21 protein-coding genes are annotated in these 23,476 nt (G+C 70.5%); 14 read left to right on the top strand and 7 right to left on the bottom strand.

The annotated features are described in order from the left end of the window. Positions 1-29: 29 nt before the first annotated feature. Positions 30-413 carry a VOC family protein gene (locus PH203_RS32345; RefSeq protein WP_289924491.1) on the top strand — a complete coding sequence of 128 codons (384 nt, stop codon included), beginning with the start codon at positions 30-32 and terminating at the stop codon, positions 411-413. 117 nt (positions 414-530) lie between these two features. On the opposite strand, the gene PH203_RS32350 is transcribed toward PH203_RS32345, so the two are convergent. Genes PH203_RS32350 through PH203_RS32375 form a run of 6 tightly spaced genes read right to left on the bottom strand, consistent with a single transcriptional unit; the run spans position 531 to position 6,958 of the window. After that, a complete protein-coding gene (locus PH203_RS32350) occupies positions 531-1,691 on the bottom strand; it encodes an ABC transporter ATP-binding protein (protein ID WP_289924492.1) in 1,161 nt (386 codons plus the stop codon). Next, on the bottom strand, positions 1,688-2,710 hold the full coding sequence (locus PH203_RS32355) for an ABC transporter ATP-binding protein (protein ID WP_289924493.1): 1,023 nt from the start codon (positions 2,708-2,710) through the stop codon (positions 1,688-1,690). Before PH203_RS32355 ends, PH203_RS32350 begins: the two co-directional genes overlap by 4 nt. After that, the gene (locus PH203_RS32360) at positions 2,707-3,081 is read right to left on the bottom strand and encodes a hypothetical protein (protein WP_289924494.1); all 375 of its coding nucleotides are present in this window, start codon (positions 3,079-3,081) and stop codon (positions 2,707-2,709) included. Before PH203_RS32360 ends, PH203_RS32355 begins: the two co-directional genes overlap by 4 nt. Positions 3,082-3,107: 26 nt before the next feature. Then, positions 3,108-4,040 carry an ABC transporter permease gene (locus tag PH203_RS32365; RefSeq protein WP_289924495.1) on the bottom strand — a complete coding sequence of 311 codons (933 nt, stop codon included), beginning with the start codon at positions 4,038-4,040 and terminating at the stop codon, positions 3,108-3,110. Continuing rightward, a complete protein-coding gene (locus PH203_RS32370; RefSeq protein ID WP_289924497.1) occupies positions 4,037-5,071 on the bottom strand; it encodes an ABC transporter permease in 1,035 nt (344 codons plus the stop codon). Before PH203_RS32370 ends, PH203_RS32365 begins: the two co-directional genes overlap by 4 nt. Positions 5,072-5,092: 21 nt before the next feature. Then, entirely contained in the window at positions 5,093-6,958 is a 1,866-nt protein-coding gene (locus PH203_RS32375; RefSeq protein ID WP_289924498.1) for an ABC transporter substrate-binding protein, read from the bottom strand. A 355-nt stretch (positions 6,959-7,313) separates the two neighbouring features. On the opposite strand from PH203_RS32375, the gene PH203_RS32380 reads away from it, so the two are divergent. From PH203_RS32380 to PH203_RS32400, 5 genes are all read left to right on the top strand, one after another. Further along, positions 7,314-8,954 (top strand): ABC transporter substrate-binding protein, encoded by a 1,641-nt coding sequence (locus PH203_RS32380; RefSeq protein WP_289924499.1) that lies wholly within the window; start codon positions 7,314-7,316, stop codon positions 8,952-8,954. Between the two features lie 7 nt (positions 8,955-8,961). Beyond that, positions 8,962-9,885: an ABC transporter permease gene (locus PH203_RS32385; protein WP_289924501.1), complete on the top strand. Its 924-nt coding sequence runs from the start codon at positions 8,962-8,964 to the stop codon at positions 9,883-9,885. Further along, a complete protein-coding gene (locus PH203_RS32390; protein ID WP_289924503.1) occupies positions 9,878-10,858 on the top strand; it encodes an ABC transporter permease in 981 nt (326 codons plus the stop codon). The genes PH203_RS32385 and PH203_RS32390 overlap by 8 nt, the downstream gene beginning before the upstream one ends. Before the next feature lie 224 nt (positions 10,859-11,082). Continuing rightward, positions 11,083-12,057 (top strand): ABC transporter ATP-binding protein, encoded by a 975-nt coding sequence (locus PH203_RS32395; RefSeq protein WP_289924505.1) that lies wholly within the window; start codon positions 11,083-11,085, stop codon positions 12,055-12,057. Next, entirely contained in the window at positions 12,050-13,102 is a 1,053-nt protein-coding gene (locus PH203_RS32400) for a dipeptide ABC transporter ATP-binding protein (RefSeq protein WP_289924506.1), read from the top strand. The genes PH203_RS32395 and PH203_RS32400 overlap by 8 nt, the downstream gene beginning before the upstream one ends. Positions 13,103-13,317: 215 nt before the next feature. Here the strand turns inward: PH203_RS32400 and PH203_RS32405 are convergent, their stop codons facing one another. After that, a complete protein-coding gene (locus PH203_RS32405) occupies positions 13,318-15,435 on the bottom strand; it encodes a prolyl oligopeptidase family serine peptidase (RefSeq protein ID WP_289924507.1) in 2,118 nt (705 codons plus the stop codon). A 177-nt stretch (positions 15,436-15,612) separates the two neighbouring features. Between PH203_RS32405 and PH203_RS32410 the strand changes: the two genes are divergently transcribed. From PH203_RS32410 to PH203_RS32445, 8 genes are all read left to right on the top strand, one after another. Beyond that, complete coding sequence (locus PH203_RS32410) at positions 15,613-15,807, top strand: hypothetical protein (protein WP_030038342.1); 195 nt, start codon at positions 15,613-15,615, stop codon at positions 15,805-15,807. Between the two features lie 18 nt (positions 15,808-15,825). Beyond that, positions 15,826-16,701, top strand: a complete 876-nt coding sequence (gene mshB, locus PH203_RS32415; RefSeq protein ID WP_289924509.1) for an N-acetyl-1-D-myo-inositol-2-amino-2-deoxy-alpha-D-glucopyranoside deacetylase — start codon at positions 15,826-15,828, stop codon at positions 16,699-16,701. Then, positions 16,698-17,108, top strand: coding sequence for a DUF6113 family protein (locus PH203_RS32420; RefSeq protein WP_289924511.1), 411 nt, complete (start codon positions 16,698-16,700; stop codon positions 17,106-17,108). The genes mshB and PH203_RS32420 overlap by 4 nt, the downstream gene beginning before the upstream one ends. Positions 17,109-17,358: 250 nt before the next feature. Then, positions 17,359-19,881 carry a hypothetical protein gene (locus PH203_RS32425; protein ID WP_289924512.1) on the top strand — a complete coding sequence of 841 codons (2,523 nt, stop codon included), beginning with the start codon at positions 17,359-17,361 and terminating at the stop codon, positions 19,879-19,881. 128 nt (positions 19,882-20,009) lie between these two features. Then, positions 20,010-20,915, top strand: a complete 906-nt coding sequence (locus tag PH203_RS32430; protein WP_289924513.1) for an ABC transporter ATP-binding protein — start codon at positions 20,010-20,012, stop codon at positions 20,913-20,915. After that, complete coding sequence (locus tag PH203_RS32435; protein ID WP_289924514.1) at positions 20,912-21,652, top strand: ABC transporter permease; 741 nt, start codon at positions 20,912-20,914, stop codon at positions 21,650-21,652. Before PH203_RS32430 ends, PH203_RS32435 begins: the two co-directional genes overlap by 4 nt. 5 nt (positions 21,653-21,657) lie before the next feature. Beyond that, positions 21,658-22,848, top strand: coding sequence for a histidine kinase (locus PH203_RS32440; protein ID WP_289924938.1), 1,191 nt, complete (start codon positions 21,658-21,660; stop codon positions 22,846-22,848). Further along, positions 22,845-23,459, top strand: a complete 615-nt coding sequence (locus tag PH203_RS32445; RefSeq protein ID WP_289924515.1) for a response regulator transcription factor — start codon at positions 22,845-22,847, stop codon at positions 23,457-23,459. Before PH203_RS32440 ends, PH203_RS32445 begins: the two co-directional genes overlap by 4 nt. Positions 23,460-23,476 lie beyond the last annotated feature (17 nt).

Raw genomic sequence — 23,476 nt, forward strand, 5'->3', positions numbered from 1 at the left:
AGTTCGAAGAGTCGGAGAGAGGCCATGAGTTGCTGCACCACGTAGAACTATGGGTCCCCGACCTGCCCCGCGCGTCCCGCTCATGGGGCTGGCTGCTCGACCGGCTCGGCTGGACGCCGTACCAGGAGTGGGAGCGGGGCAGAAGCTGGCGGAGCGGGGAGACATACCTCGTGCTGGAGCAGTCACCGGCCCTGACCGGGGACCGTCACGACCGACTGCGCCCGGGCCTCAACCACCTCGCGTTCCACGCCGGTTCACGGACCGAGGTCGACACACTCGCCAAGACCGCCCCCGGGCACGGCTGGACCCCCCTGTTCCCCGACCGCTACCCACACGCGGGCGGCCCCGAGCACTACGCCGCCTACTTGGCAGACTCGGACGGATTCGAGGTCGAGGTGGTTGCCGTGGGGTGAGCCGGGGCGGGGGCCCTCGGTCAGTCGGGGGCGAGGGCTGCCGAGCCAGTCGGGGATTGAGTCGGGGTGGGAGCCGCCGACTCAGCTGCAGAAGGAGTCGGTGTGGAGGCCGCCGGGTCAGTCGGGGTGAGCCGTCGGCTCGGCTGCGGAGGGAGTCGAGGCGTGGGCCGCCGGGTCCGTCGGGGCGGGAGCCGCTGGCTCGGCTGCGGCGGGCGTCGGTGTGGAGGCCGCCGGGTCAGCCGGGGTGGGAGCTGCTGGGGCAGCCGGTGCGGGAGTCGGGGCCGGAGTTGCCGGGGTGGGAGTCGAGCGGGTCGCATAGTGGCAGGCCACCTGGGACTCGGCGGCGCCGTGCAGGATCGGCAGGTCCCGGGTGCGGCAGGCGTCCGCCACCCCTGCCCGTTCCGCCTCGCCGTCGGCCAGGACCGGGCAGCGCACGTGGAAGCGGCAGCCGGCGGGGATGCGGGAGGGGTCGGGGGGTTCGCCGGTGAGGACGAGCGGGGTGCCGGGGGCTTCGGGCAGGACCGACAACAGGGCCTGGGTGTACGGGTGTTGCGGCGCCGTCAGGACCTGCTCGACCGCGCCCGTCTCCACGATCCGGCCCAGGTACATCACGGCCACCCGGTCGGCGATGTTCCAGGCGAGCCCCAGGTCATGGGTGACCACCAGGGCCGACAGATTCAGCTCGGTACGGAGCTTGAGCAGCAGCGCCAGGATCTCGCCGCGCACCGAGGCGTCCAGCGAGGCCACCGGCTCGTCGGCGACCAGGAGCTCGGGTTCCAGGACCAGCGCCCCCGCGATGACGACCCGTTGCCGCTGGCCACCGGACAGCTCGTGCGGGTAACGCAGGAAGAAACGCTCGGGCGGCCGCAGCCCCGAGCGGGCCAACGCCCCCGCCACGGCGGCCTGTTCGTCACCGTCGTACCCATGGATGCGCAGCCCCTCCGCCACCGCGTCGTACACCGTGTGCCTCGGATTCAGTGACCCCGACGGGTCCTGGAGCACCAACTGCACCCTCTTCCGGTACGACTTGAGGGCCCGGGACGAGTAGTCCAGCGGCCGCCCGTCGAAGCTGACCCGGCCCGAGGTCGGCTCGACCAGGCCGAGCAGCGAGCGGGCCAGCGTCGACTTGCCGCAGCCGGACTCGCCGACCAGCGCGACGATCTCACCCGGCCTGATGTCGAGGTCGACCCCGTCGACGGCCCGTGCGGCGGGGGCACCGCGCCGTCCCGGGAAGGTGATGTGCAGGTCCTCCACGCCGAGGAGGGGGGAGTCGGTCATGGGGTGCGGCTCCTCGCGGCTTCGACATCGGCATCGGAGGGTCCGGCTGCCCCGGCCGTACCGGCGGTGCCCGTACCCACGTGCACACACGCCGCCCGCCTGCCCGCCCCCGCCTCCCGCAACGCCTGGTCCTCCACGGCACACGACTCCAGCGCCACCGGGCACCGCGGATAAAACGCGCAGCCCGACGGCACCGCCGACGGGTCCGGCGGATCGCCCGGCAGCCCGCGCGGCGCGAACCGGGACGCCGGGTCGCCGATCGTCGGGAACGCCTCCGACAGCGCCTTGCCGTAAGGGTGTCGGGCGGCGTCGTACACCTGGCGGGCGGGGCCCTCCTCGACAATCCGTCCCGCGTACATGACGGCGAGCCGGTCGCAGGTGTCGGCGAGGACGGCGAGGTCGTGGCTGATCATGACGAGGGCCAGGTCCTGCTCGGCCACGAGCCCTTCGATCAGCCGCAGGATCTGGGCCTGGATCATCACGTCGAGGGCGGTGGTCGGTTCGTCGGCGATGATCAGACGGGGGTCGCAGGCCAGGGCCATGGCGATCATCACGCGCTGCCGCTGCCCGCCGGACAGCTCGTGCGGATACGCCGCCGCCCGCGCCGCGGGGAGCCCCACGTGCTCGAGCAGCTCGCCGGCCCGCTTCTTCGCGGCCGCCGGGGTCGCCTTGCGGTGCAGCAGGATCGGCTCGGCGATCTGGTCGCCGACCCGCTGGACGGCGTTGAGGGAGTGCATCGCGCCCTGGAAGACGATCGAGGCCCCGGCCCACCGCACCGCGCGGACGCGACCCCATTTCATCGTGAGCACGTCCTCGCCGTCCAGCAGGATCTCCCCGGTGACCCGGGTACCGGCCGGCAGCAGCCGCAGCAGCGCGAGGGCCAGCGTGGACTTACCGCACCCGGACTCACCCGCGAGCCCGAGCTTCTCGCCCGAGTCCACCACGAGATCGACCCCGCGCACCGCGGTCGCCCCACCGGGATAGGTCACCGCCAGCCCCCTGACATCGAGCAGACTCAACGCTCCACCCCCGCCCTGGGGTTGAGAACGGCCCCCACGTCAGGCTCGCGCCGGGGCAGGACGAGGGTGTGCGTGGCGCGGCCCGATCCGTCCGCGGGCCCCGCCTGGGTCCCGGCGCGCACCGCCCGGTCGACCCCGTGCGTGTGGGTGGCCGCGCGGGGACGGATCACCGTCTGGTTCCGGACATCGAGCCGGTTCAACGCGGCACCCCCGGCCTGGGGTTGAGGGCGGCCTCCCACGTCAGGCTCGCGCCGGGGTAGGGCGAGGGTGCGCGTGGCGCGGCCCGATCCGTCCGCGGGCCCCGCCTGGGTCCCGGCGGGCACCGCCCGGTCGACCCCGCGCACGGAGGTGGCCCCACCGGGGTAGGCCACCGTCGGCCCCCTGACATCACGCAGACTCAACGCGACACCCCCAGCCTGGGGTTGAGGACCGATTCCACCGCGCGTCCGCACAGTGTGAACGCCACCGCGACGACCGCGATCGCGACCCCCGGCGGCACCAGGTACCACCAGTCGCCCGAGCTGACCGCCCCCGCCTCGCGCGCGTCCTGGAGCAGCCCGCCCCAGGAGATGACCGTCGGGTCGCCGAGGCCGAGGAAGGCGAGCGTTGCCTCGGCGAGGATCGCGGAGGAGATGATCAGGGTCGTCTGTGCGAGGACCAGGGGCATGACGTTGGGCAGGACGTGGCGGCTCATGATGTGCCAGTGGCCGCCGCCGAGCGCCTTGGCGCGTTCGATGTACGGCCGGGACTCCACCGCCAGGGTCTGGGCCCGCACCAGCCGGGCCGTGGTCGGCCAGGTGGTGACGCCGATCGCGAGGATGATGGTGCCGAGCGAGCGGGACATGACCGTGGCCAGCGCGATGGCGAGCACCAGCGTCGGCATGACCAGGAACCAGTCCGTGATCCGCATCATCACGGTGTCGTAGCGGCCGCGGAAGTGCCCGGCGGTGATGCCGATGAGCGAGCCGATCGCCACCGACAGCACGGCCGCGAGCAGTCCGACGAGCAGCGAGACCCTGGCTCCCCAGATCAGCAGGCCGAGCAGGTCGCGCCCGAACCGGTCGGTGCCCAGCGGGAATTCACCGCTCGGGCTCTCCAGTGGGTCGCCCGGCGCCGCGGTCACGCTCTGCACGTCGGAGCCGACGGTCAGCGGGGCGGTGAGCGCGAGGAGTGCGAAGAGGGCCAGCGCCGCGAGCCCCAGTACGCCCGCGCGGTGCGTGCGGTACTGCTTCCAGAAGCGGGCCGCCGAGTGCCGGCGCCGCTGCCAGGCGAGGGCACGCGGGCCTGTGGCCTTCACGGTCTCGGTGGTCCCGGTGGTCTCGGTCGTCATCGGCCCACCCTCGGGTCCAGCAGCGGATACACCAGGTCGGCCAGGGTGTTCATCACGATCACCGCGGCGGCGAACACGAAGAACAGCCCCTGTACCAGCGGCAGATCGGGCACGCTCAGCGCCTGGTAGAACAACCCGCCAAGACCCGGCCAGGAGAACACCGTCTCCACCAGGATCACCCCGGCGACCGTACGGCCCAGGTTGATGAAGATCAGCGTCACGGTCGGCAGCATGGCGTTCGGCACCGCGTGCCGGCGCCGCACCAGGTCGTCCCTGAGCCCCTTCGCCCGCGCGGTCGTCAGATAGTCGGAGCCCATCTCGTCGAGCAGCGCCGAGCGCGTCACCAGCAGGGTCTGCCCGTACTCCACGGCGACCAGCGTGATCACGGGGAGGATCAGATGGTGGGCGACATCGAGGACGTACGCGAATCCCTCCTCGCCGCCCGACTCCATGCCGCCGGTGGGGAACAGCCCGGGGATCGGGCCGATGCCCACCGAGAAGACGATGATGAGCAGCAGGCCCAGCCAGAACGACGGAATGGAGTACAGGGTCAGCGCCAGGCCGGTGTTGAGGCGGTCGCCGAGGCGGCCGTGGCGCCAGGCCGAGCGGGTGCCGAGGACGATGCCGAGCGCGGTGTAGAGCACGAAGGCGGTGCCGGTCAGCAGCAGAGTGTTCGGCAGCGCCTCGGTGATCTTGTCGATGACGGGGGCGCGGAACTGGTAGGAGGTGCCCAGGTCGCCGGTGAGCGCCTTGCCGCAGTAGTCGGTGAACTGCCGCCACAGCGGCAGGTCGAGGCCGAACTCGCGGCGTAGCGAGGCGAGTTGCTCCTGGGACACCGGGCGGCCGCCGGTCATCGTCTTGATCGGGTCGCCCGGGATCAGCCGGAACAGGAAGAACCCGGTGACGAGGACGGCGAGCAGGGAGACGGCGGCGCCTCCCAGTTTGCCGGCCCCGTACCGGAGATACGCGCTCCGGCCGTCCCCGCCCGCTTCCTGGACGGGGACCTGTGCGGGTGTCGCTTCAGCGGTCATCGGTACTCGTTCGCCCGCCCGCTACTCGCGGTCCTCGGCGGTGGCCCTGCGGCGCAGTACGACGAACGCGCCGAGCCCCGCCAGGACGACCACGCCCGCGACGATCCCGATGATCACGCCGGTCGAGGACGACGAACTGTCCGAGGAGTCCGAGGAGTTCGCGGGCACCGCGGACCACCAGCTCCAGTAGCCGTCCTGGCCGTAGATGTTGCCGGCCTTGCTCGGCATGGTCTGGATCGACTTGATCTGGTCGGTGCGGTACGCCTCCACGGCGTTCGGGTACGCCATGACGTTCATGTACCCCAGGTCGTACAGCCGCGACTCCATCTGCTTGACCAGGTCGGCCCGTTTGGCGGAGTCGTACTCGGCGAGCTGCTTCGCGTACAGGTCGTCGTACTGCTTGTCGCAGATGAAGTTGTCGGTCGCGCCGGTGTCCTTCGGGGTGGCGGGCAGCGCCGCGCAGGTGTGGATCGACAGGACGAAGTCGGGGTCGGGGTTGACGGACCAGCCGTCGAAGGCGAGGTCGTAGTCGCCGGCCAGCCAGGGGTCGGTGACATTGTCGAGGCAGTCGAGGGTCACGCCGATGCCGAGCTTGCCCCACCACTCCGTCAGGTACTGGCCGATGGCCTTGTCGTTGGGGTCGGTGGCGTGGCACAGGACGCGGTAGTTGATCGGCTTGCCGTCCTTGCCGACGCGTTTGCCCGCGCTGTCGGTCTTGTACCCGGCCTGGTCGAGGAGCTGGGCGGCCGCGGTGGGGTCGTAGGAGAGGGTCTGGCTCGCGGAGGGTTCCCAGAAGTACTGGGAGAAGCGGGGCGGGATGTAGCCCGCGCCCTCGACGGCGTGGCCCTGGAACACCTTGTCGACGATGGTCTTGCGGTCGACGGCCTTGAACAAGGCGTGCCGTACCCGCTCGTCCAGCAGGGAGGGGTCGCCGTCGCCGAACTTCTGGCCGTTGCGTGCCTTGGCGCCCGGGTTGGTGGCCAGGGCGTAGAAGCGGCGGCCGGGGGCGTCGTTGACGTGGATGTTCTTCTCGCCCTTCAGGGACGAGGCCTGGGCGGGGGTCAGGGAGGGGGAGCCGGCGACGAAGGAGACCTCGCCCTTGCGCAGGGCGGCGACGGCGGCGTCCTGGTCCTTGTAGTAGCGGAAGACCAGCTCGTCGAACTTGGGGGCGCCGCGCCAGAAGTCCTTGTTGGCCTTGAGGCGGACGTAACTGTCGGCCTTGTAGCCGGTGAGGACGAAGGGGCCGTTGCCGACGATCGGGAACTTCTGGTCGTTGTTGAACTTCGAGAAGTCCTTGACCGACTCCCAGACGTGCTTGGGCACGATCGGCACGTCCAGGGACGTCATCGTCGCCTGCGGCTTCTTGAGCTCGATGACCAGCTGGGTGGGGCTGGGTGCGGTGACCTTCTTGAAGTTGGAGACGAAGCTGCCGTTGGCGGTGGCGGCGCCCTCGTCGGTCATCATCTTGTTGAAGGTCCAGGCCGCGTCCTCGGCGGTGGCCTGCTGTCCGTCCGACCACTTGGAGTCGGAGCGGATCGTGTACGTCCAGGTCAGCTTGTCCGGGGAGGGCTCCCACTTGGTGGCGAGCCCCGGGACGACATGGGCGTCCCCGGGGTCGTAGTTGGTCAGGTACTCGTAGGTCAGCCGGTGGATGCTGGTGCTGAGCAGCCGTACCGCGAGGAACGGGCTCAGCGAGTCGACGCTCTGCGCGACCGCCACGGTCAGCACGCTCTTGCCCTCGGCGGCCGCGGCCCGCTCGGGCGCCGGGTTCAGCGGGGTCGCGAGCCCGGCGGAGAACACCAGGGCGGCGGCGCCCCCGGCGGCGACGAGGCGGAGCCGGACGCCCGCTCTGCCGTGCTGTTTCTGAGTGCTCCTGCTCGTGCTCATGGATCGTGACCTCGCGTCATCGTTCGCACAGGGACGGCTGGTTGGGCGTGTCTATCAGCGCGGATCACGATGCGTCAACGGGGCATGAAAGCCCGTGTGGCCTGCGGAAACGGCATATCCGGCGGATGTGGAGTGGTCATTGGTCCATACCGGTGAAAGACCCCTGGTGGAGCGTTGGCGGTGACAGGGCGAGGCTGTCGGCCACACTTCACCCGGACGGAGGACGGGGGCCCGGAACGGATGCACAGAATGTGCGCTATGCGATGAATGTATGGATATTGGCGCCAGAGGCCCGGCGTTCCCTGCGCCGCGCCGGCACAGCGCCTTGCACAGCGCGTTCTCGAGGAGGAACTCCATGCGCGGAGCCACGCACGCCAAATGGGCCGCCTGCGCGGCGGCGGTAGCCCTCGCCGCCACGGCCTGTGGCGGTGGGGACAGCGACAGCGGTGGCGGCGGTGGCGACAGCGGCGCGGTGCTGACCTCCTCCTGGGGCGACCCCCAGAACCCGTTGGAGCCGGCCAACACCAACGAGGTGCAGGGCGGCAAGGTCCTCGACATGATCTTCCGGTCGCTGAAGAAGTACGACCCGGAGACCGGCAAGGCCGAGGACATGCTCGCCGACAAGATCGAGACGACCGACTCCCAGAACTTCACCATCACCGTCAAGGACGGCTGGACCTTCAGCAACGGCGAGAAGGTCACCGCCAAGTCCTTCGTGGACGCCTGGAACTACGGCGCGAGCCTGAAGAACAACCAGAAGAACGCGTACTTCTTCGGCTACATCGACGGCTACGACAAGGTCCACCCCGAGGACGGCAGCGCCCAGAGCGCCCAGACCCTCTCCGGGCTGAAGGTCACCGGCGACCTGACCTTCACCGTCAAGCTCAACCAGAAGTTCTCGACGTTCCCCGAGACCCTCGGCTACCCCGCCTACGCCCCGCTCCCGCAGGCCTTCTTCACCGACCACGCCGCCTGGGTGGCCAAGCCCATCGGCAACGGCCCGTACACGATCGACTCGTACACCAAGGGCTCCCAGATGACCCTGAAGAAGTGGGCGGACTACCCCGGTGACGACGCGGCGGCCAACGGCGGGGTGACCCTCAAGGTCTACACCGACAACAACACCGCCTACACCGACCTCATGGCCGGCAACCTCGACCTCGTCGACGACGTCCCCGCCGCCCAGCTCAAGAACGTCCAGAGCGACCTCGGCGACCGGTACATCAACACCCCGGCCGGCATCATCCAGACCCTCGCCTTCCCGTTCTACGACAAGAACTGGAGCAAGGCCGGGATGGAGAAGGTCCGCACCGGCCTCTCCCGCGCGATCGACCGCGAGCAGATCACCGAGACGATCTTCCAGAAGACCCGCACCCCCGCCACCGACTGGACCTCCCCGGTCCTCGGCGAGGAGGGCGGCTTCAAGGAAGGCCTGTGCGGGGACGCCTGCGAGTACGACCCCGCCGCGGCGAAGAAGCTCATCGAGGAGGGCGGCGGCCTTCCCGGCGGCGGGATCAAGATCACGTACAACGCGGACACCGGCTCCCACAAGCTGTGGGTCGACGCGGTCTGCAACTCCATCAACAACGCGCTCGACAACGACAAGGCCTGCGTCGGCAACCCCGTCGGCACCTTCGCCGACTACCGCACCCAGATCACCGACCAGAAGATGTCGGGCCCGTTCCGCGCCGGCTGGCAGATGGACTACCCGCTCATCCAGAACTTCCTCCAGCCGCTCTACTACACCAACGCCTCCTCCAACGACGGCAAGTGGTCCAACAAGGACTTCGACAAGCTCGTCGACGAGGCCAACGCCGAGACCGACACCGCGGCGGCCGTGAAGAAGTTCCAGGACGCCGAGGAGGTCCTGCGGGACGAGATGGGTGCCATCCCGCTCTGGTACCAGAACGGCAGCGCGGGCTACTCGGAGCGGCTCTCCGACGTCAAGCTCAACCCGTTCAGCGTCCCCGTCTACAACGAGATCAAGGTCGGCTGAGCCTGCCATGGGACGCTATGTCGTCCGGCGTCTGCTCCAGATGATCCCGGTGTTCATCGGCGCCACCCTCCTCATCTTCCTCATGGTCAACGTCATGGGCGACCCCATCGCGGGCCTGTGCGGCGACCGGCAGTGCGACCCCGCCACGGCCGCCCAGCTGAAGAAGGAGTTCGGCCTCGATAAACCGGTCTGGCAGCAGTACCTGACCTACATGGGGAACGTCTTCACCGGCGACTTCGGCACCGCGTTCAACGGGCAGAAGGTCACCGAGCTGATGTCGACGGCGTTCCCCGTGACGATCCGCCTGACGATCGTCGCGATCCTCTTCGAGATCGTCATCGGCATCACGCTGGGTGTGGTGACGGGCCTGCGCCGCGGCCGGCCCGTCGACACCACCGTCCTGATGTTCACGCTGGTCGTCATCTCGGTCCCGACGTTCGTCACGGGCCTGCTGCTCCAGCTGCTGCTGGGCGTGGAGTGGGGCTGGATCAAGCCGTCGGTGTCCGCGGACGCCACCTTCGACGAACTGATCGTGCCGGGCCTGGTCCTCGCCTCGGTGTCGCTCGCGTACGTGACCCGCCTGACCCGTACCTCGATCGCGGAGAACAGCCGGAGCGACTACGTCCGTACGGCGGTGGCGAAGGGCCTGCCGAGGAGAAGGGTCATCACCCGCCACCTCCTGAGGAACTCCCTGATCCCGGTCGTCACCTTCATCGGCACGGACGTCGGCGCGTTGATGGGCGGCGCGATCGTGACGGAGCGGATCTTCAACATCCACGGCGTCGGCTACCAGCTCTACCAGGGGATTCTGCGGCAGAACACCCAGACGGTCGTCGGCTTCGTGACGGTCCTGGTCCTGGTCTTCCTGGTCGCCAACCTGCTGGTCGACCTCCTGTACGCCGTACTCGACCCGAGGATCCGCTATGCCTGAGCAGCAGCCTCACGACGACGGAGCGATCGCGGCGACCGGGATGGGCGGCGCGATGGACCTGGCGACGAGCGAGGGCGAGACCCTGGAACGGACCCCGGGCGGCCCGCACGGCACAGGCCCCGCGGGCAGACCGCGCTCGCTCTGGTCGGACGCGTGGCACGACCTGCGCCGCAACCCGGTCTTCATCATCTCCGGCCTGGTGATCCTCTTCTTGGTCGTGATCTCGCTCTGGCCGTCCCTGATCGCCTCCGGCAACCCCCTCAAGTGCGACCTGTCCAAGGCCCAGGAGGGCTCCCAGCCGGGCCATCCCTTCGGCTACGACGGTCAGGGCTGCGACGTCTACACGCGCACGGTGTACGGCGCCCGTACGTCGGTGACGGTCGGCGTCTGCGCCACGCTGGGGGTGGCGGTCCTGGGCTCGGTCCTGGGCGGCCTGGCCGGCTTCTTCGGCGGCTTCTGGGACTCGATCCTGTCCCGCATCACGGACGTCTTCTTCGCGATCCCGGTGGTCCTGGGCGGCCTGGTCCTGCTCTCGGTGGTCACCAGCAACACGGTCTGGCCGGTGATCGGCTTCATGGTGCTGCTGGGCTGGCCGCAGATCTCCCGCATCGCGAGGGGCTCGGTCATCACGGCGAAGCAGAACGACTACGTCCAGGCGGCGAAGGCGCTCGGCGCCTCGAACTCCCGTCAGCTGCTGCGCCACATCGCCCCGAACGCGGTGGCCCCGGTGATCGTGGTGGCCACGATCGCCCTGGGCACCTACATCTCCCTGGAAGCGACGCTCTCCTACCTGGGCGTCGGCCTGAAGCCCCCGACGGTCAGCTGGGGCATCGACATCTCCGCCGCCTCCGCCTACATCCGCAACGCCCCCCACATGCTCCTCTGGCCCGCCGGCGCCCTCGCCGTCACGGTCCTCGCGTTCATCATGCTCGGCGACGCGGTACGCGACGCCCTCGACCCGAAGCTGAGGTGACGGCGTGGTGACGCTGGGAAGCGTGTGGCGCGCGGAGGCGGCTGCGGGCCCGAGCGGCATGGGAGCGCCGGGAGTTTCGGCGGCCGGCGCGAGAAGAGGGTGCGCGCCGCGTGCTCTGCCGTACCGCCCGGGCCGTTCCGTCGCCCGGGCGGTCACCGTATCGGCGTTCGCCGTCCGCGAGGACCTCGTACGCGACGCCCCCGACCCGAAGCCGAGGTGACGGCGTGCTGCTCGAAGTGCGGGATCTGCATGTGGAGTTCAAGACGCGGGACGGGGTCGCCAAGGCGGTCAACGGGGTCGACTACTCGGTGGACGCGGGGGAGACGCTCGCCGTGCTCGGGGAGTCCGGGTCCGGGAAGTCCGTGACCGCGCAGGCGATCATGGGGATTCTCGACATGCCGCCGGGCCGGATCGCGGGCGGGGAGATCCTGTTCCAGGGCAAGGATCTGCTGAAGCTCAAGGAGGAGGAGCGGCGGAAGGTCCGTGGCGCCGAGATGGCGATGATCTTCCAGGACGCGCTGTCGTCGCTCAATCCCGTGATCTCCGTGGGGGACCAGCTCGGGGAGATGTTCGTCGTCCACCGGGGGATGTCGAGGAAGGACGCGCGGGCGAAGGCCGTCGAGCTCATGGACCGGGTGCGGATCCCGGCGGCCAAGGAGCGGGTGAAGCAGTATCCGCACCAGTTCTCCGGCGGTATGCGCCAGCGCATCATGATCGCGATGGCGCTGGCCCTGGAGCCCGCCCTGATCATCGCCGACGAACCGACGACCGCCCTCGACGTCACCGTCCAGGCCCAGGTCATGGAGCTGCTCGCGGAGTTGCAGCGCGAGTACAACATGGGCCTCATCCTCATCACCCACGACCTCGGCGTGGTCGCGGACGTGGCGGACAAGATCGCGGTGATGTACGCGGGCCGGATCGTCGAGTCGGCGCCCGTGCACGACATCTACAAGGCGCCGGCCCACCCGTACACGCGCGGGCTCCTCGACTCGATCCCCCGTCTTGATCAGAAGGGGCAGGAGCTGTACGCGATCAAGGGACTGCCGCCCAACTTGATGAACATCCCGCCGGGTTGCGCGTTCAACCCCCGCTGCCCGATGGCCCAGGACGTGTGCAGAACGGACGTACCCCCGCTGTACGAGGTGTCGGAGGACCGGACGAGTGCCTGTCACTTCTGGAGGGAGTGCCTCAATGGCTGACTCAACGGTTGAGCCGATCCTGGAAGTGACCGGACTGGTCAAGCACTATCCGTTGACCCAGGGCATTCTGTTCAAGAAGCAGGTCGGTGCCGTCAAGGCCGTTGATGGTGTGGACTTCACGCTCAACAGTGGAGAGACCCTCGGCATCGTCGGGGAGTCCGGCTGCGGCAAATCAACTGTTGCCAAGATGCTGGTCAATCTTGAGCAGCCGACGTCCGGGTCGATCAAGTACAAGGGCGAGGACATCACCAAGCTCTCCGGCAAGGCCCTCAAGTCGGTCCGCCGCAACATCCAGATGGTCTTCCAGGACCCGTACACCTCCCTCAACCCCCGTATGACGGTGGGCGACATCATCGGGGAGCCGTACGAGATCCACCCCGAGGTGGCCCCGAAGGGCGACCGGAGGAAGAAGGTCCAGGACCTCCTGGACGTGGTCGGCCTCAACCCGGAGTACATCAACCGCTACCCCCACCAGTTCTCCGGCGGCCAGCGCCAACGCATCGGCATCGCAAGGGGCTTGGCCCTCCGCCCTGAGGTGATCGTCGCCGACGAACCGGTATCGGCCCTCGACGTCTCGGTCCAGGCCCAGGTCATCAACCTGATGGACCGCCTCCAGAACGAGTTCGACCTCTCCTACGTCTTCATCGCCCACGACCTGTCGATCGTCCGTCACATCTCGGACCGGGTCGGCGTCATGTACCTGGGCCGCATCGTGGAGATCGGCAGGGACGCGGAGATCTACGACCACCCCACGCACCCCTACACCCAGGCCCTGCTCTCCGCGGTCCCGGTCCCCGACCCGGAGGCCCGGGAGCACAGGGAACGCATCATCCTCAGCGGAGACGTCCCCTCCCCGACCAACATCCCCTCCGGCTGCCGCTTCCGCACCCGCTGCTGGAAGGCCCAGGAACGCTGCGCCCTGGAGATCCCGGCCCTGGCGGTCCCGAGCGAGTTCCGCCTGCTGCCGGGCCCGGCGGCCCATGACTCGGCGTGCCATTTCGCGGAGGAGAAGCAGGTGGTGCCACCGGAGGTGAGAGGGGACTGACCCCGGCCCCTGGCCACCGGACCCGGTCACATCGGCCGCGACCGGGGCACGACAAAACCCTGCAAAAGCCCACCAACTGCGTTAACACGCAGGCAACTCAGCTGACCCGATCCCGATATACGGACGCGTCAGTCTAAAGAACGTACGGCCGTGCGGGTGCCGTAAACGGACCGGGGTGCGCCATGTCACCCCGGTCCGTTGCTTTGTCCGGACGGTTACGACAGCCCCAGCGACCGCTTCAGGAAGTCGACCTGGAGCAGCAGCAGGTTCTCCGCGACCTGCTCCTGCGGAGTCATGTGCGTGACCCCCGACAGCGGCAGCACCTCGTGCGGGCGGCCCGCCGACAGCAGGGCCGAGGAGAGTCGCAGCGCATGGGCCACGACCACGTTGTCGTCCGCCAGGCCGTGCACGATCATCAGCGGCCGATGGGGTTCCGCGGGCGCGGACAGCCCCTCGTCCGTCACCAGCGAGCTCTTCGCGTACGACTCCGGCGACGCCGCCGGATCGCCCAGGTACCGCTCCGTGTAGTGCGTGTCGTACAGCCGCCAGTCCGTCACCGGCGCACCCGCGATCCCCGCGTGGAAGACGTCGGGGCGCCGCAGCACCGCGAGCCCGGCCAGCCAGCCGCCGTACGACCAGCCCCGGATCGCCACCCGCGACAGGTCCAGCGGATGCGACTTCGCGAGGGCCTGCAGGGCCTCGACCTGGTCGTCCAGGGAGACCGTGAGGTCGTGGTGGATCGCCTTCTCCCAGGCCGGCGAGCGCCCCGGCGTACCGCGTCCGTCGGCGACGACCACCGCGAACCCCTGGTCGGCGAACCACTGCGAGGTGAGGTGGGCGTTGTGGGCGGCCAGGACGCGCGGGCCATGTGGTCCCCCGTAGGGATCCATCAAAACCGGCAACGGGGTCGCACCGTCGTGATCTTGAGGCAGAAGCACGGCGCACGGGATCCGCCGTGCGCCCCCTTCGGTGAGGATCACGCGCGGGGACATACCGGGATCTTCGGCGTACGAGGTGATGGTCGCCGCCGTCTTGCCGTCCCGCAGCACCCGCGCCCGGGACCCCGCCTGCCCCGGTGTCGCGGACACCAGGACGGTGACGTCCCCGGCGCGCACCGCCGTGTGCACACCCGGCTCCAAGGACACGCGTTCGGTGCCGAGTTCGTTCACCCGGTACACGTGCACCTCGCCGATCTCCGGGTCCGCCGCGCCCTCACCGGCCGACCCCGACACGAGGATGTCGTCGTCGGAGACGTCCAGTACCGCGCGGACGTGCAACTTCGTTCCCGTCAGCGGGCGTTCGCCGACCGTGAGGACGCGCGCGCCCCCCTCGTCCGCGATCCGGACGAGCTGCCCGGAAGGGCTCCAGCAAGGCACTCCCGGGAAAAGATCAAGCCAAATTGGATCTTCGTCGGCATGCACCATCCGGGTCGTCCCCGAGGCCGGATCCACGGCCAGGAACAGCTGACTGCGCTGGTCCCGCGCCTGCACCAGCAACAGCGGAGCACCCGCCGCTGACCAGTGCACATGCGCCAGATACGGATAACGGGCCCGGTCCCAGGAGACCTCCGTGCGCGCCCCGTCGAGGCCGATCACGAAGAGCTGTACCTCCGCGTTCGCCGTCCCGGCCGCCGGGTACGCGACGTGCTGTGGATCACTCTCGGGACGGGCCGGATCGGAGATCCACCAGCGCCGCACCGGCGTGTCGTCCACGCGCGCGACCAGCAGCCGGTCCGACTCCGGCGACCACCAGAAGCCCCGCGTCCGGCCCATCTCCTCGGCCGCGATGAACTCCGCGAGCCCGTAGGTGACTTGATCCGACTCCGGCTCGGCCAGCGCCCGGTCGTCCCCGCCCTCGACGCCGGTGACCCGCAGGGCGCCCTGGGCGACGTACGCGACGAAGCGGCCGTCGGGGGAAGGGCGCGGGTCGATCACCGGTCCCGGGGAGGGCAGTTCACGTGCCGTGCCGGCCCGCAGCTCGGCCGCGAAAAGCCGCCCTGACAAGGCGAAAGAGGCCAACTCGACGGCGGAGTCGGTGGCGTAGCCGACGATGCCGGCGCCGCCCTCACGGCTGCGCTCGCGCCGTGCCCTCTCCTGCGGCGACAGGTGCTCCTCGGCACCGCCCAGGAGGGCGCGCGGGTCGGCCGCCACGCGCTCCCCGCCGTCCGCGGGGTCGAGCACCCACAGTGAACTCGCCCGGTCCGTACCGGAGGACGAGCGCAGGAACACGACACGGGAACCATCGGGAGCCACCGTGAACGCGCGCGGCGCGCCGAGCGTGAACCGCTGGGTCCGGGCGTGCCGGCGGGGGAAGGAGTCGGAGGTCGTCGTCATGCTCCGACCATATTGGCCATGCGCCCCCTTGTGCGGCCGTGCGCCGACCGATGCGCGCGTACGGATAGTTATGATCACTAGCGCATAGTGGGTATGAACCTGCTGGCACCTGTATGGATTTATCTGCCCCCCTGGTCCGACCCCCCGTGTTCTTGGGATCTTTGGAGGTGAGCCGCCGTGGCACTCTCGATTTCGGCGGTGGTGCTGCTGGCGATCATCGTCTTCCTGCTGATCAAGAAGTCAGGGCTGAAGGGCGGCCATGCGGTCGTCTGCGTCCTGCTCGGCTTCTACCTGGCCTCTTCCACAGTGGCCCCCACGATCAGCGAGCTGACGACCAACATCGCGGGGATGATCGGCAGCATCAAGTTCTGACGCCTTTAGGGTGGTCCCATGACGGAACCACCCTCCCGGCGCCTCCTCCTGGTGCACGCGCACCCGGACGACGAGTCGATCAACAACGGCGCGACGATGGCTCGCTATGCGGCCGAGGGTGCCCGGGTGACCCTGGTCACCTGCACGCTCGGTGAGCGTGGCGAGGTCATCCCGTCCGAGCTCCAGCACCTCACCGGCACCGCCCTCGGCGAGTACCGGCTGGGCGAGCTCACCGCCGCGATGCGCGCACTCGGCGTCGGGGACTTCCGTCTGCTCGGCGGTCCCGGCCGCTACCGGGACTCCGGGATGATGGGCCTCGCCGACAACGACGACCCCGCCTGCTTCTGGCAGGCCGACGTCGACGAGGCGTCCGCTCATCTGGTGCGGGTGATCCTGGAGGTGCGTCCGCACGTCCTCGTCACCTACGACGACAACGGCGGCTACGGCCACCCCGACCACATCCAGGCCCACCGCGTCGCCATGCGCGCCGCCGACCTGGCCGCCGAGGCGGGCTGGACCATCCCCAAGATCTACTGGAACCGCGTTCCGCGCTCGGTCGGCGAGGAGGCCTTCGAGCGGCTCGCGGAGGTGCTGCCGGGGCTCCCCTTCGACAAGCCGGGCGTCCTGGACGACGTCCCCGGTGTGGTGGACGACGACCGGGTCACCACGGAGATCGACGGCACGCAGTACGCCGCAGCCAAGGCCGCCGCGATGGCCGCGCACGCCACCCAGGTCACCGTCGCCGAGCCGTACTTCATCCTCTCCAACGAGCTCGCGCAGCCCGTTTTCACCACCGAGTACTACGAGTTGGTCCGCGGGGAATCGGTCCGTGGGGAAAGGGCACCCGGAGGCCGCGAGGCCGACCTCTTCGCAGGTGTCGGGGAGGCGTCATGAGCGATCAGGGTTCGATGCTCGCCCAGCCCCTGCGGCCCCCGTCCGCCGGGCGGGCCCTGCTGTACGTGGGTCTCTTCGTGCTGGGCGCGGTCGTCGGCGCGGCCGGATCGCTGGTGCAGTCCGGCTGGTTCCCGGGCGGACTGCTCCTCGCGCTCGCCGGCGAGGCCGGGCTCTGTCTGGGCGGTGCGCGTGCCGCCGGCGGCCGGGGCGGGGCCGTCGCGCCCGCCGCCGGCTGGATGCTCGCCGTCATCCTGCTCACCGCGAGCCGTCCGGAAGGGGACTTCCTCTTCGGTGCGGGAACCGGCTCGTATCTCTTCCTGCTCGGCGGTATGGCCACAGCTGTGATCTGCGCCACGCTTGGGCGGGAGCGGCAACCGGGCGGCGATGCCGTCCGACTTGGCAAGTGACGTACCACTTCGCCGCAACTGGGACGTGCGAGTCCGGTGTGGGTTTCCCCGGCGGTCGTGGGATACGCGCCAGAAGTGGCCAGTATGGTGGTGCGCGCCGCCGAGCCGCCCGCGCAGTTGAGGTCGACACGGGCGGTGGAGCCAACCGGGAGAACCTGCCTTGAGTCGTGAAACTGACAGTCCGTCCTCCGGGCCCAACGGGCGCGGCGGAGCCGCCTACCCTTCGGGCACGCCGCCCTATGGGACGCCCATGGCTTCCGACGACGGTACGGACACGGGCCGTTCGGGCGCGCAGTCCGAGGACCGCAAGACCGAGACCACGCTGACGACCCGGATCCGGATCAACATCCCCGGATCCCGGCCGATTCCGCCGGTCGTCGTGCGTACGCCGGTCGCGGACGCCGAGGGCACGGGCTCGGGCGGCAGTGAGACCGAGACGCCGGCGCCGGCTGCCGCGCCGTCCATGGGTGCCACCGAGGCGCCCGCGGAACCGGCCCCGCCCGCCGATGAGAAGGCCAGCAACTGGTTCGCCCCGCGCAAGTCCGGCCCGCCGAAGGGCGGTCAGGGCGGCGGCGCGTCCAACGGGGCCGGTCTGCCGGGCGGTTCGGGTGCGGCGACGGGGGTCACCGGCGGTGCGCGTCCCGGTGGTGCCGGTGCGGCTCCTGGCGGTGCGCGGCCCGGTGGTGTGGTCGGTTCCATGAGCGTGCCGGGCGGTTCGCGTCCCGGCGGTGCCACCAACGGTGCGGGGCTCCCGGGTGCGACCGGTGGGCCCGTGGCCCCTGGGCACGGCGGCGGCACCGGCTCCTTCGACGTGACCGACGCGCTGACGGCGGGGCCCCTGGGCGGCGGTCCGCGCCCGGGCGGCGAGCCGCGGCGCGACGACCTGCCGTACTTCGGCGAGAACGGCACCCAGAACGGGCAGAACGGCCACAACGGTCAGAACGGGCACGGTGGTTACGGCGCCCAGGGCGGTCCCGGCGGCGCGAACGGCCTCGGTGGTCCTGGTGGCGCCGGTGGCTTCGACGGCTCGAACGACTTCAACAGCTCGACCGGCTCGCACAGCATGGACGGGCTGAACGACTTCAACAACGCGACGGGCTCGCACCCCTTCGACGGCTCGTCGACGGGCTCGCACTCCTTCGACGGCTCCAGCACCGGCTCGCACCGCTTCGACCCGGCGAACGACTTCAGCAGCCCGAACGACTTCGGCGGCCACGGCGGCCCGCAGGGTCCCACGGGCCCGACGGTCGGCCCGGTCACCGGCGACGGCCCGGTGGTACCGCCGATGAACGGCGGCCCGGGCGGTCCTGGCGGCCCCGGCGCGTTCGGCGGCCCCGCGGGTCCCGGCGGACCGGGAGCACCCGGAGCACCGGGCGGCCAGCGTCGTCCTGGCGGTCCTGGCGGTCCTGGCGTCCCGGGTGGCGCGAACGGCTTCGGCGGCCCGGGCGGTCCCGACGGCCCCCGCGGTCAGGCCGGCCCCGGCGCTCCCGGCATCCCCGGTGCCGCCGCCGGAATGAACGGCCTCGCCGGCCCCGGCGGAGCCGGTCGTGGCCCCGGCGGCGGTCTCAGCGACGACACCGCGATCCTCACCCCGCAGAAGCCGGCCCCCGGCCCCGGCACCCCCGGTTACGGCATCCCCGGCGGCCCACAGGCGCCGGACAACCCCTCCGGGCACACCGTCACCAGCGGCATGCCGGTCGTGCCGTCCGCCGGCCAGAACTCCCCGTTCGGCCCGGGCGCCCCGACCGACGGCCCGATACAGCCCACGGCCCCGAAGCTGCCCGAGCCGGTCGCGCAGAACGTGCCGGCGTCGTCCAAGAAGCCCAAGAAGAAGGGCCGCAACAAGCTGGTCCTGGTCGTCAGCGCGGTGTTCGTCATCGCCGCCGGTGCTTACGGCGCCGGCCTGCTGATGAACCACTCCGACGTGCCCAAGGGCACCACCGTGCTCGGCGTCGACATCGGCGGCGGCACCCGCGACGACGCCGTCAAGAAGCTCGACGCGGAGTTCGGCGAGCGGGTGAACAAGGCCCTGAAGCTCTCGGTCGGCGGCAAGACGGTGGAGCTCAAGCCGGACCAGGCGGGCCTCCAGCTCGACGAGCAGGCCACGGTCGCCGCGGCCGCGACGAGCGACTACAACCCGGTCTCCGTCATCGGCTCCCTCTTCGGCCAGCACCGCGTCGTCGAACCGGTCATGCCGGTCGACGAGGAGAAGCTGACCGCCGCCCTGAAGGACGCGGGCGGCGCCTCCGGCTCGGTGACCGACGGCACGATCAAGTTCACCTCCGCCGGCAAGGCTGTCGCCGTCTACGGCAAGCCGGGCAAGGGCATCGACGTCGGCAAGTCGGCCCAGGCGGTCGAGGAGGCGTACCGCACCCAGGTGGAGACCGGCGACGGCGGCACGGTGACGGTGGCGACGACCACCCAGCAGCCGACGATCACCAACGCCGAGGTCGACCGGATGATGAAGGCGTTCGCGGAGCCCGCGATGTCCGGCCGCGTCACCATCACCGGCGGTTCGACGCCGATCCAGTTCGGCTCGGTGTCCCTGCCGAAGATCCTCGGCGTCAAGGCCGTCGACGGCAAGCTCGTCGAGACGTACGACCTGGACGCGCTGAAGGAGGCGTACGGCACCGTCTTCGACGGCGTGAAGGTGAAGGCGGCGACCGGCGAGCGGGACGTCCTGCCGCAGGACGTCGTCGCCGTGCTGCGCAAGGTGCTGGTCGGCAAGACCACGGCGGAGCGCACCGGGGCGATCGACACCGACCCCAGCTAGCGGCCCTCGCCGATGAGGGGCACCCGGCACGCGCCGGGTGCCCCTCATCGTCGTATGACATCTGTCATCCGCCGGTCAGGACCGCCGACACTGCCGGGCGAGGGGGCCGGAGCGCCAGTCTGGATCACATGACAACGACAGCGGTCGTGTTCGACCAGGTGAGCAAGGCGTACGGCGAGGTCCGGGCCGTGGACGGGCTGAGTCTGGAACTGCATCCGGGGGAGACCGTGGCTCTTCTCGGACCCAACGGGGCCGGGAAGTCGACCACGCTTGATCTGCTGCTGGGGCTGAAGCAGGCCGACCACGGGAGCGTGCGGCTCTTCGGGACCAGCCCTCGTGAGGCCATCGTCGGCGGGCGGGTGGACGCGATGCTGCAGAGCGGCGGGTTGATGGACGAGGTGACCGTCGCCGAGCTGGTGCGGCTCGCGTGCGCTCTGCATCCCAGGCCGCACCGGCCGGCCGATGTGCTGGCCAGGGCCGGGATCACTCAGATCGCCGACCGCAAGGCCGACAAGCTGTCCGGGGGCCAGGCCCAGCGCGTCCGGTTCGCGCTCGCGACCGCAGGCGACAGCGACCTGATCGTCCTGGACGAGCCGACCACCGGCATGGACGTCACCACCCGCCAGGGCTTCTGGGCGACCATGCGCGAGCAGGCCGAGCAGGGGCGGACCGTCCTGTTCGCCACGCACTACCTGGAGGAGGCCGACGCCATCGCCGACCGCGTGCTCGTCCTGCACCGCGGACGGCTCCTCGCGGACGGCACCGCCGCCGAGATCAAGGCGAAGGCGGGCGTGCGAAGGATCTCCTTCGACCTGGAGGTCCCGGTCGACGAGACCACCCTGCGCGGCCTCCCCTTCCTGACCGGCCTCACCGTCTCCGGCCCCACCGTCCGCATCCAGTCCACCGACGCCGACGCCACCGTCCACGCCCTGTACGGCCTCGGCGTCTACCCCCGCAACCTCGAAGTCGCAGGCCTCGGCCTGGAGCAGGCCTTCGTCGCCATCACCGCCGCCGAGGAGGCTCGTACCTCATGAACAGCTTGATCAGGCTGGAGCTCACCCGCGCCCTGCGCAACCGCAAGTTCCTGTTCTTCTCCGTCATCTACCCGTCGGTCCTGTTCCTGCTGATCGCCGGCAGTGCCGACGGCACGGACAAGGTCGACGGCACCGGCCTGACCCTGCCGACCTACATGATGGTCTCGATGGCCTCCTTCGGCGCCCTGACGGCCGTCCTGATGGGCAACAGCGAGCGCATCGCGAAGGAGCGGGAGGCCGGCTGGGTGCGCCAGCTGCGGCTGACGACCCTGCCCGGCCGCGGCTATGTCCTCGCGAAGACCGCGAGCGCCGCGGTGGTCAGCCTGCCCTCCATCGTCGTCGTGTTCGCCGTCGCGGCGGCCGTGAAGGACGTACGGCTGGACGCCTGGCAGTGGCTCGCGCTGACCGGCGCGATCTGGGCCGGAAGCCTGGTCTTCGCCGCGCTCGGCGTCGCCATCGGGTACCTCGCGAGCGGGGACGCGGTCCGGCCGATCACGATGATCACCTACTTCGGCCTGTCCATCCTGGGCGGCCTGTGGATGCCGACGACGACCTTCCCGACATGGCTGCAGGACATCGCGAAGTGGGTCCCCACGCACGCGTACGCTGCCCTGGGGCAGGCGATCGAGCAGAGCCAGGCGCCGCACGCCAAGGACATCGCCGTCCTCGCCGTCTTCTTCGTCCTGTTCACCGGCGGCGCGGCCTGGCTGTACCGGAAGGACACGCTGAAAGCGTGACGACGATGACGGACGACCGGCTGCCCCCGGAGGCCGGGGCGGAGCACTCCTTCCGGATGGGTCAGGCCCCCCGCAACCGGGCCGACGCGCTGCGCAAGCTCGTCTGGATCCTGCCGTGGCTGATCTTCCTCGGCTCGCCGGTGCGGGACCTGACCTCCGGCGCCCACTCCACGGCCGCGACGGCGGCCGGCTGGGTCGCCCTGGCCGCCTTCACCGGCACCTATCTGGCCCTGGTCTTCCGGAACATGGGCCGCCCCTTCTCCGGCCCGGCCGTCGGCGCCCTGGTCGCCCTGCTCGGCACCCTCGCCGTGGTCCTGTGCCTCACGCTCGGCGAGCCGTGGATCGGCCTGTTCGTGTACGTCTCCGTCACCTGCGGCGCCACCTTGCCGCAGCGGATCGCTTACTGGGCAGTCGGGGCGAACACCGTCGCGATGGTCCTGGTCGGCCTGCACGTCGGCTCCGACGACTGGAGCCTGATCCTGGTGGTGCTGCTCCTGGGCTTCGCGATGATGGGCGTGAAGCAACTGGTGCGGACGACGGTGGAGTTGCGCAAGGCCCGGGCGACGGTGGCCCAACTGGCCGCGAACGAGGAACGGTTGCGGCTGGCCAGAGACCTGCACGACCTCCTCGGCCACTCCCTCTCCCTGATCACCCTCAAGAGCGAGCTCGCGGGCCGGATGCTCCCCGACCACCCCGACAAGGCCGCCCGGCAGGTCGCCGACATCGAACAGGTCAGCCGCCAGGCCCTCGTGGACGTCCGCGAGGCCGTCACCGGCTACCGACGCCCCCGCCTCGGCGCCGAACTGGCGGGTGCCCAGGTCGCGCTGACGGCCGCCGCGGTCACCGCCGAGCTCCCCGCCGACCCGGACCTGGCCGGCGTACCGGAAGAGGCCGGGTCGGCCCTCGCCTGGGCGCTGCGCGAGGCCGTCACCAACGTCGTACGGCACAGCGGCGCGACCCGCTGCACGATCGAGCTGCTGCGACGCCAGACCCTGGACGGACCGGTCCTGGAACTCTCCGTCGAGGACAACGGCTCAGGCGGCTCAGGAAAGGGCCCCGGCAACGGTCTGACCGGTCTCACCGAGCGCCTGGAGAAGGCGGGCGGGACCCTGGAGGCGGGCCGTACGAAACGCGGGTTCCGGCTGGTCGCCCGAGTCCCCGTCGAGCCGGCCGCGCCCGTAGGATCCGGGGCATGAGCCCCACGATCAAGGTCCTCCTCGCCGAGGACCAGTCGATGGTCCGCGAGGCCCTGGCCGCCCTCCTCGGCCTGGAGGACGACATCGAGGTCGTCGCCCAGGTGGCCCGCGGAGACGAGGTCCTCGCGGCCGCCCGCGCCCACGACGTCGACGTGGCGCTGCTGGACATCGAGATGCCGGGCGCCACGGGCATCGAGGCCGCCGCCCGGGTCCACAAGGAACTCCCGGCGGTGAAACTGGTCGTCCTCACCACCTTCGGCCGCCCCGGCTACCTCCGCAGCGCGATGGAGGCGGGAGCCGACGCGTTCCTGGTGAAGGACGCCCCGGCGGCCCGACTGGCGGAGGCGGTGCGGAAAGTGCTCGCGGGGGAGCGGGTCATCGATCCGACGCTGGCGGCCGCGGCTCTGGCGGACGGCGCGAACCCGCTGACAGATCGGGAGCGGGAGGTGCTGAGGGCGGCGGAGGACGGTTCCACGAACGCGGAGCTGGCGCAGGCCCTGCACCTGTCCCAGGGGACGGTCCGCAACTACCTCTCGACGGCGATCCAGAAACTGGCGGTGCGGAACAGGGCGGAAGCGGCGCGGCTGGCGAGAGAAAAGGGCTGGCTGTAACCCACCTGCCCCGGCCC

This window comes from Streptomyces sp. S.PB5 (assembly GCF_030403745.1).
In the GTDB taxonomy this organism is placed as follows: domain Bacteria; phylum Actinomycetota; class Actinomycetes; order Streptomycetales; family Streptomycetaceae; genus Streptomyces.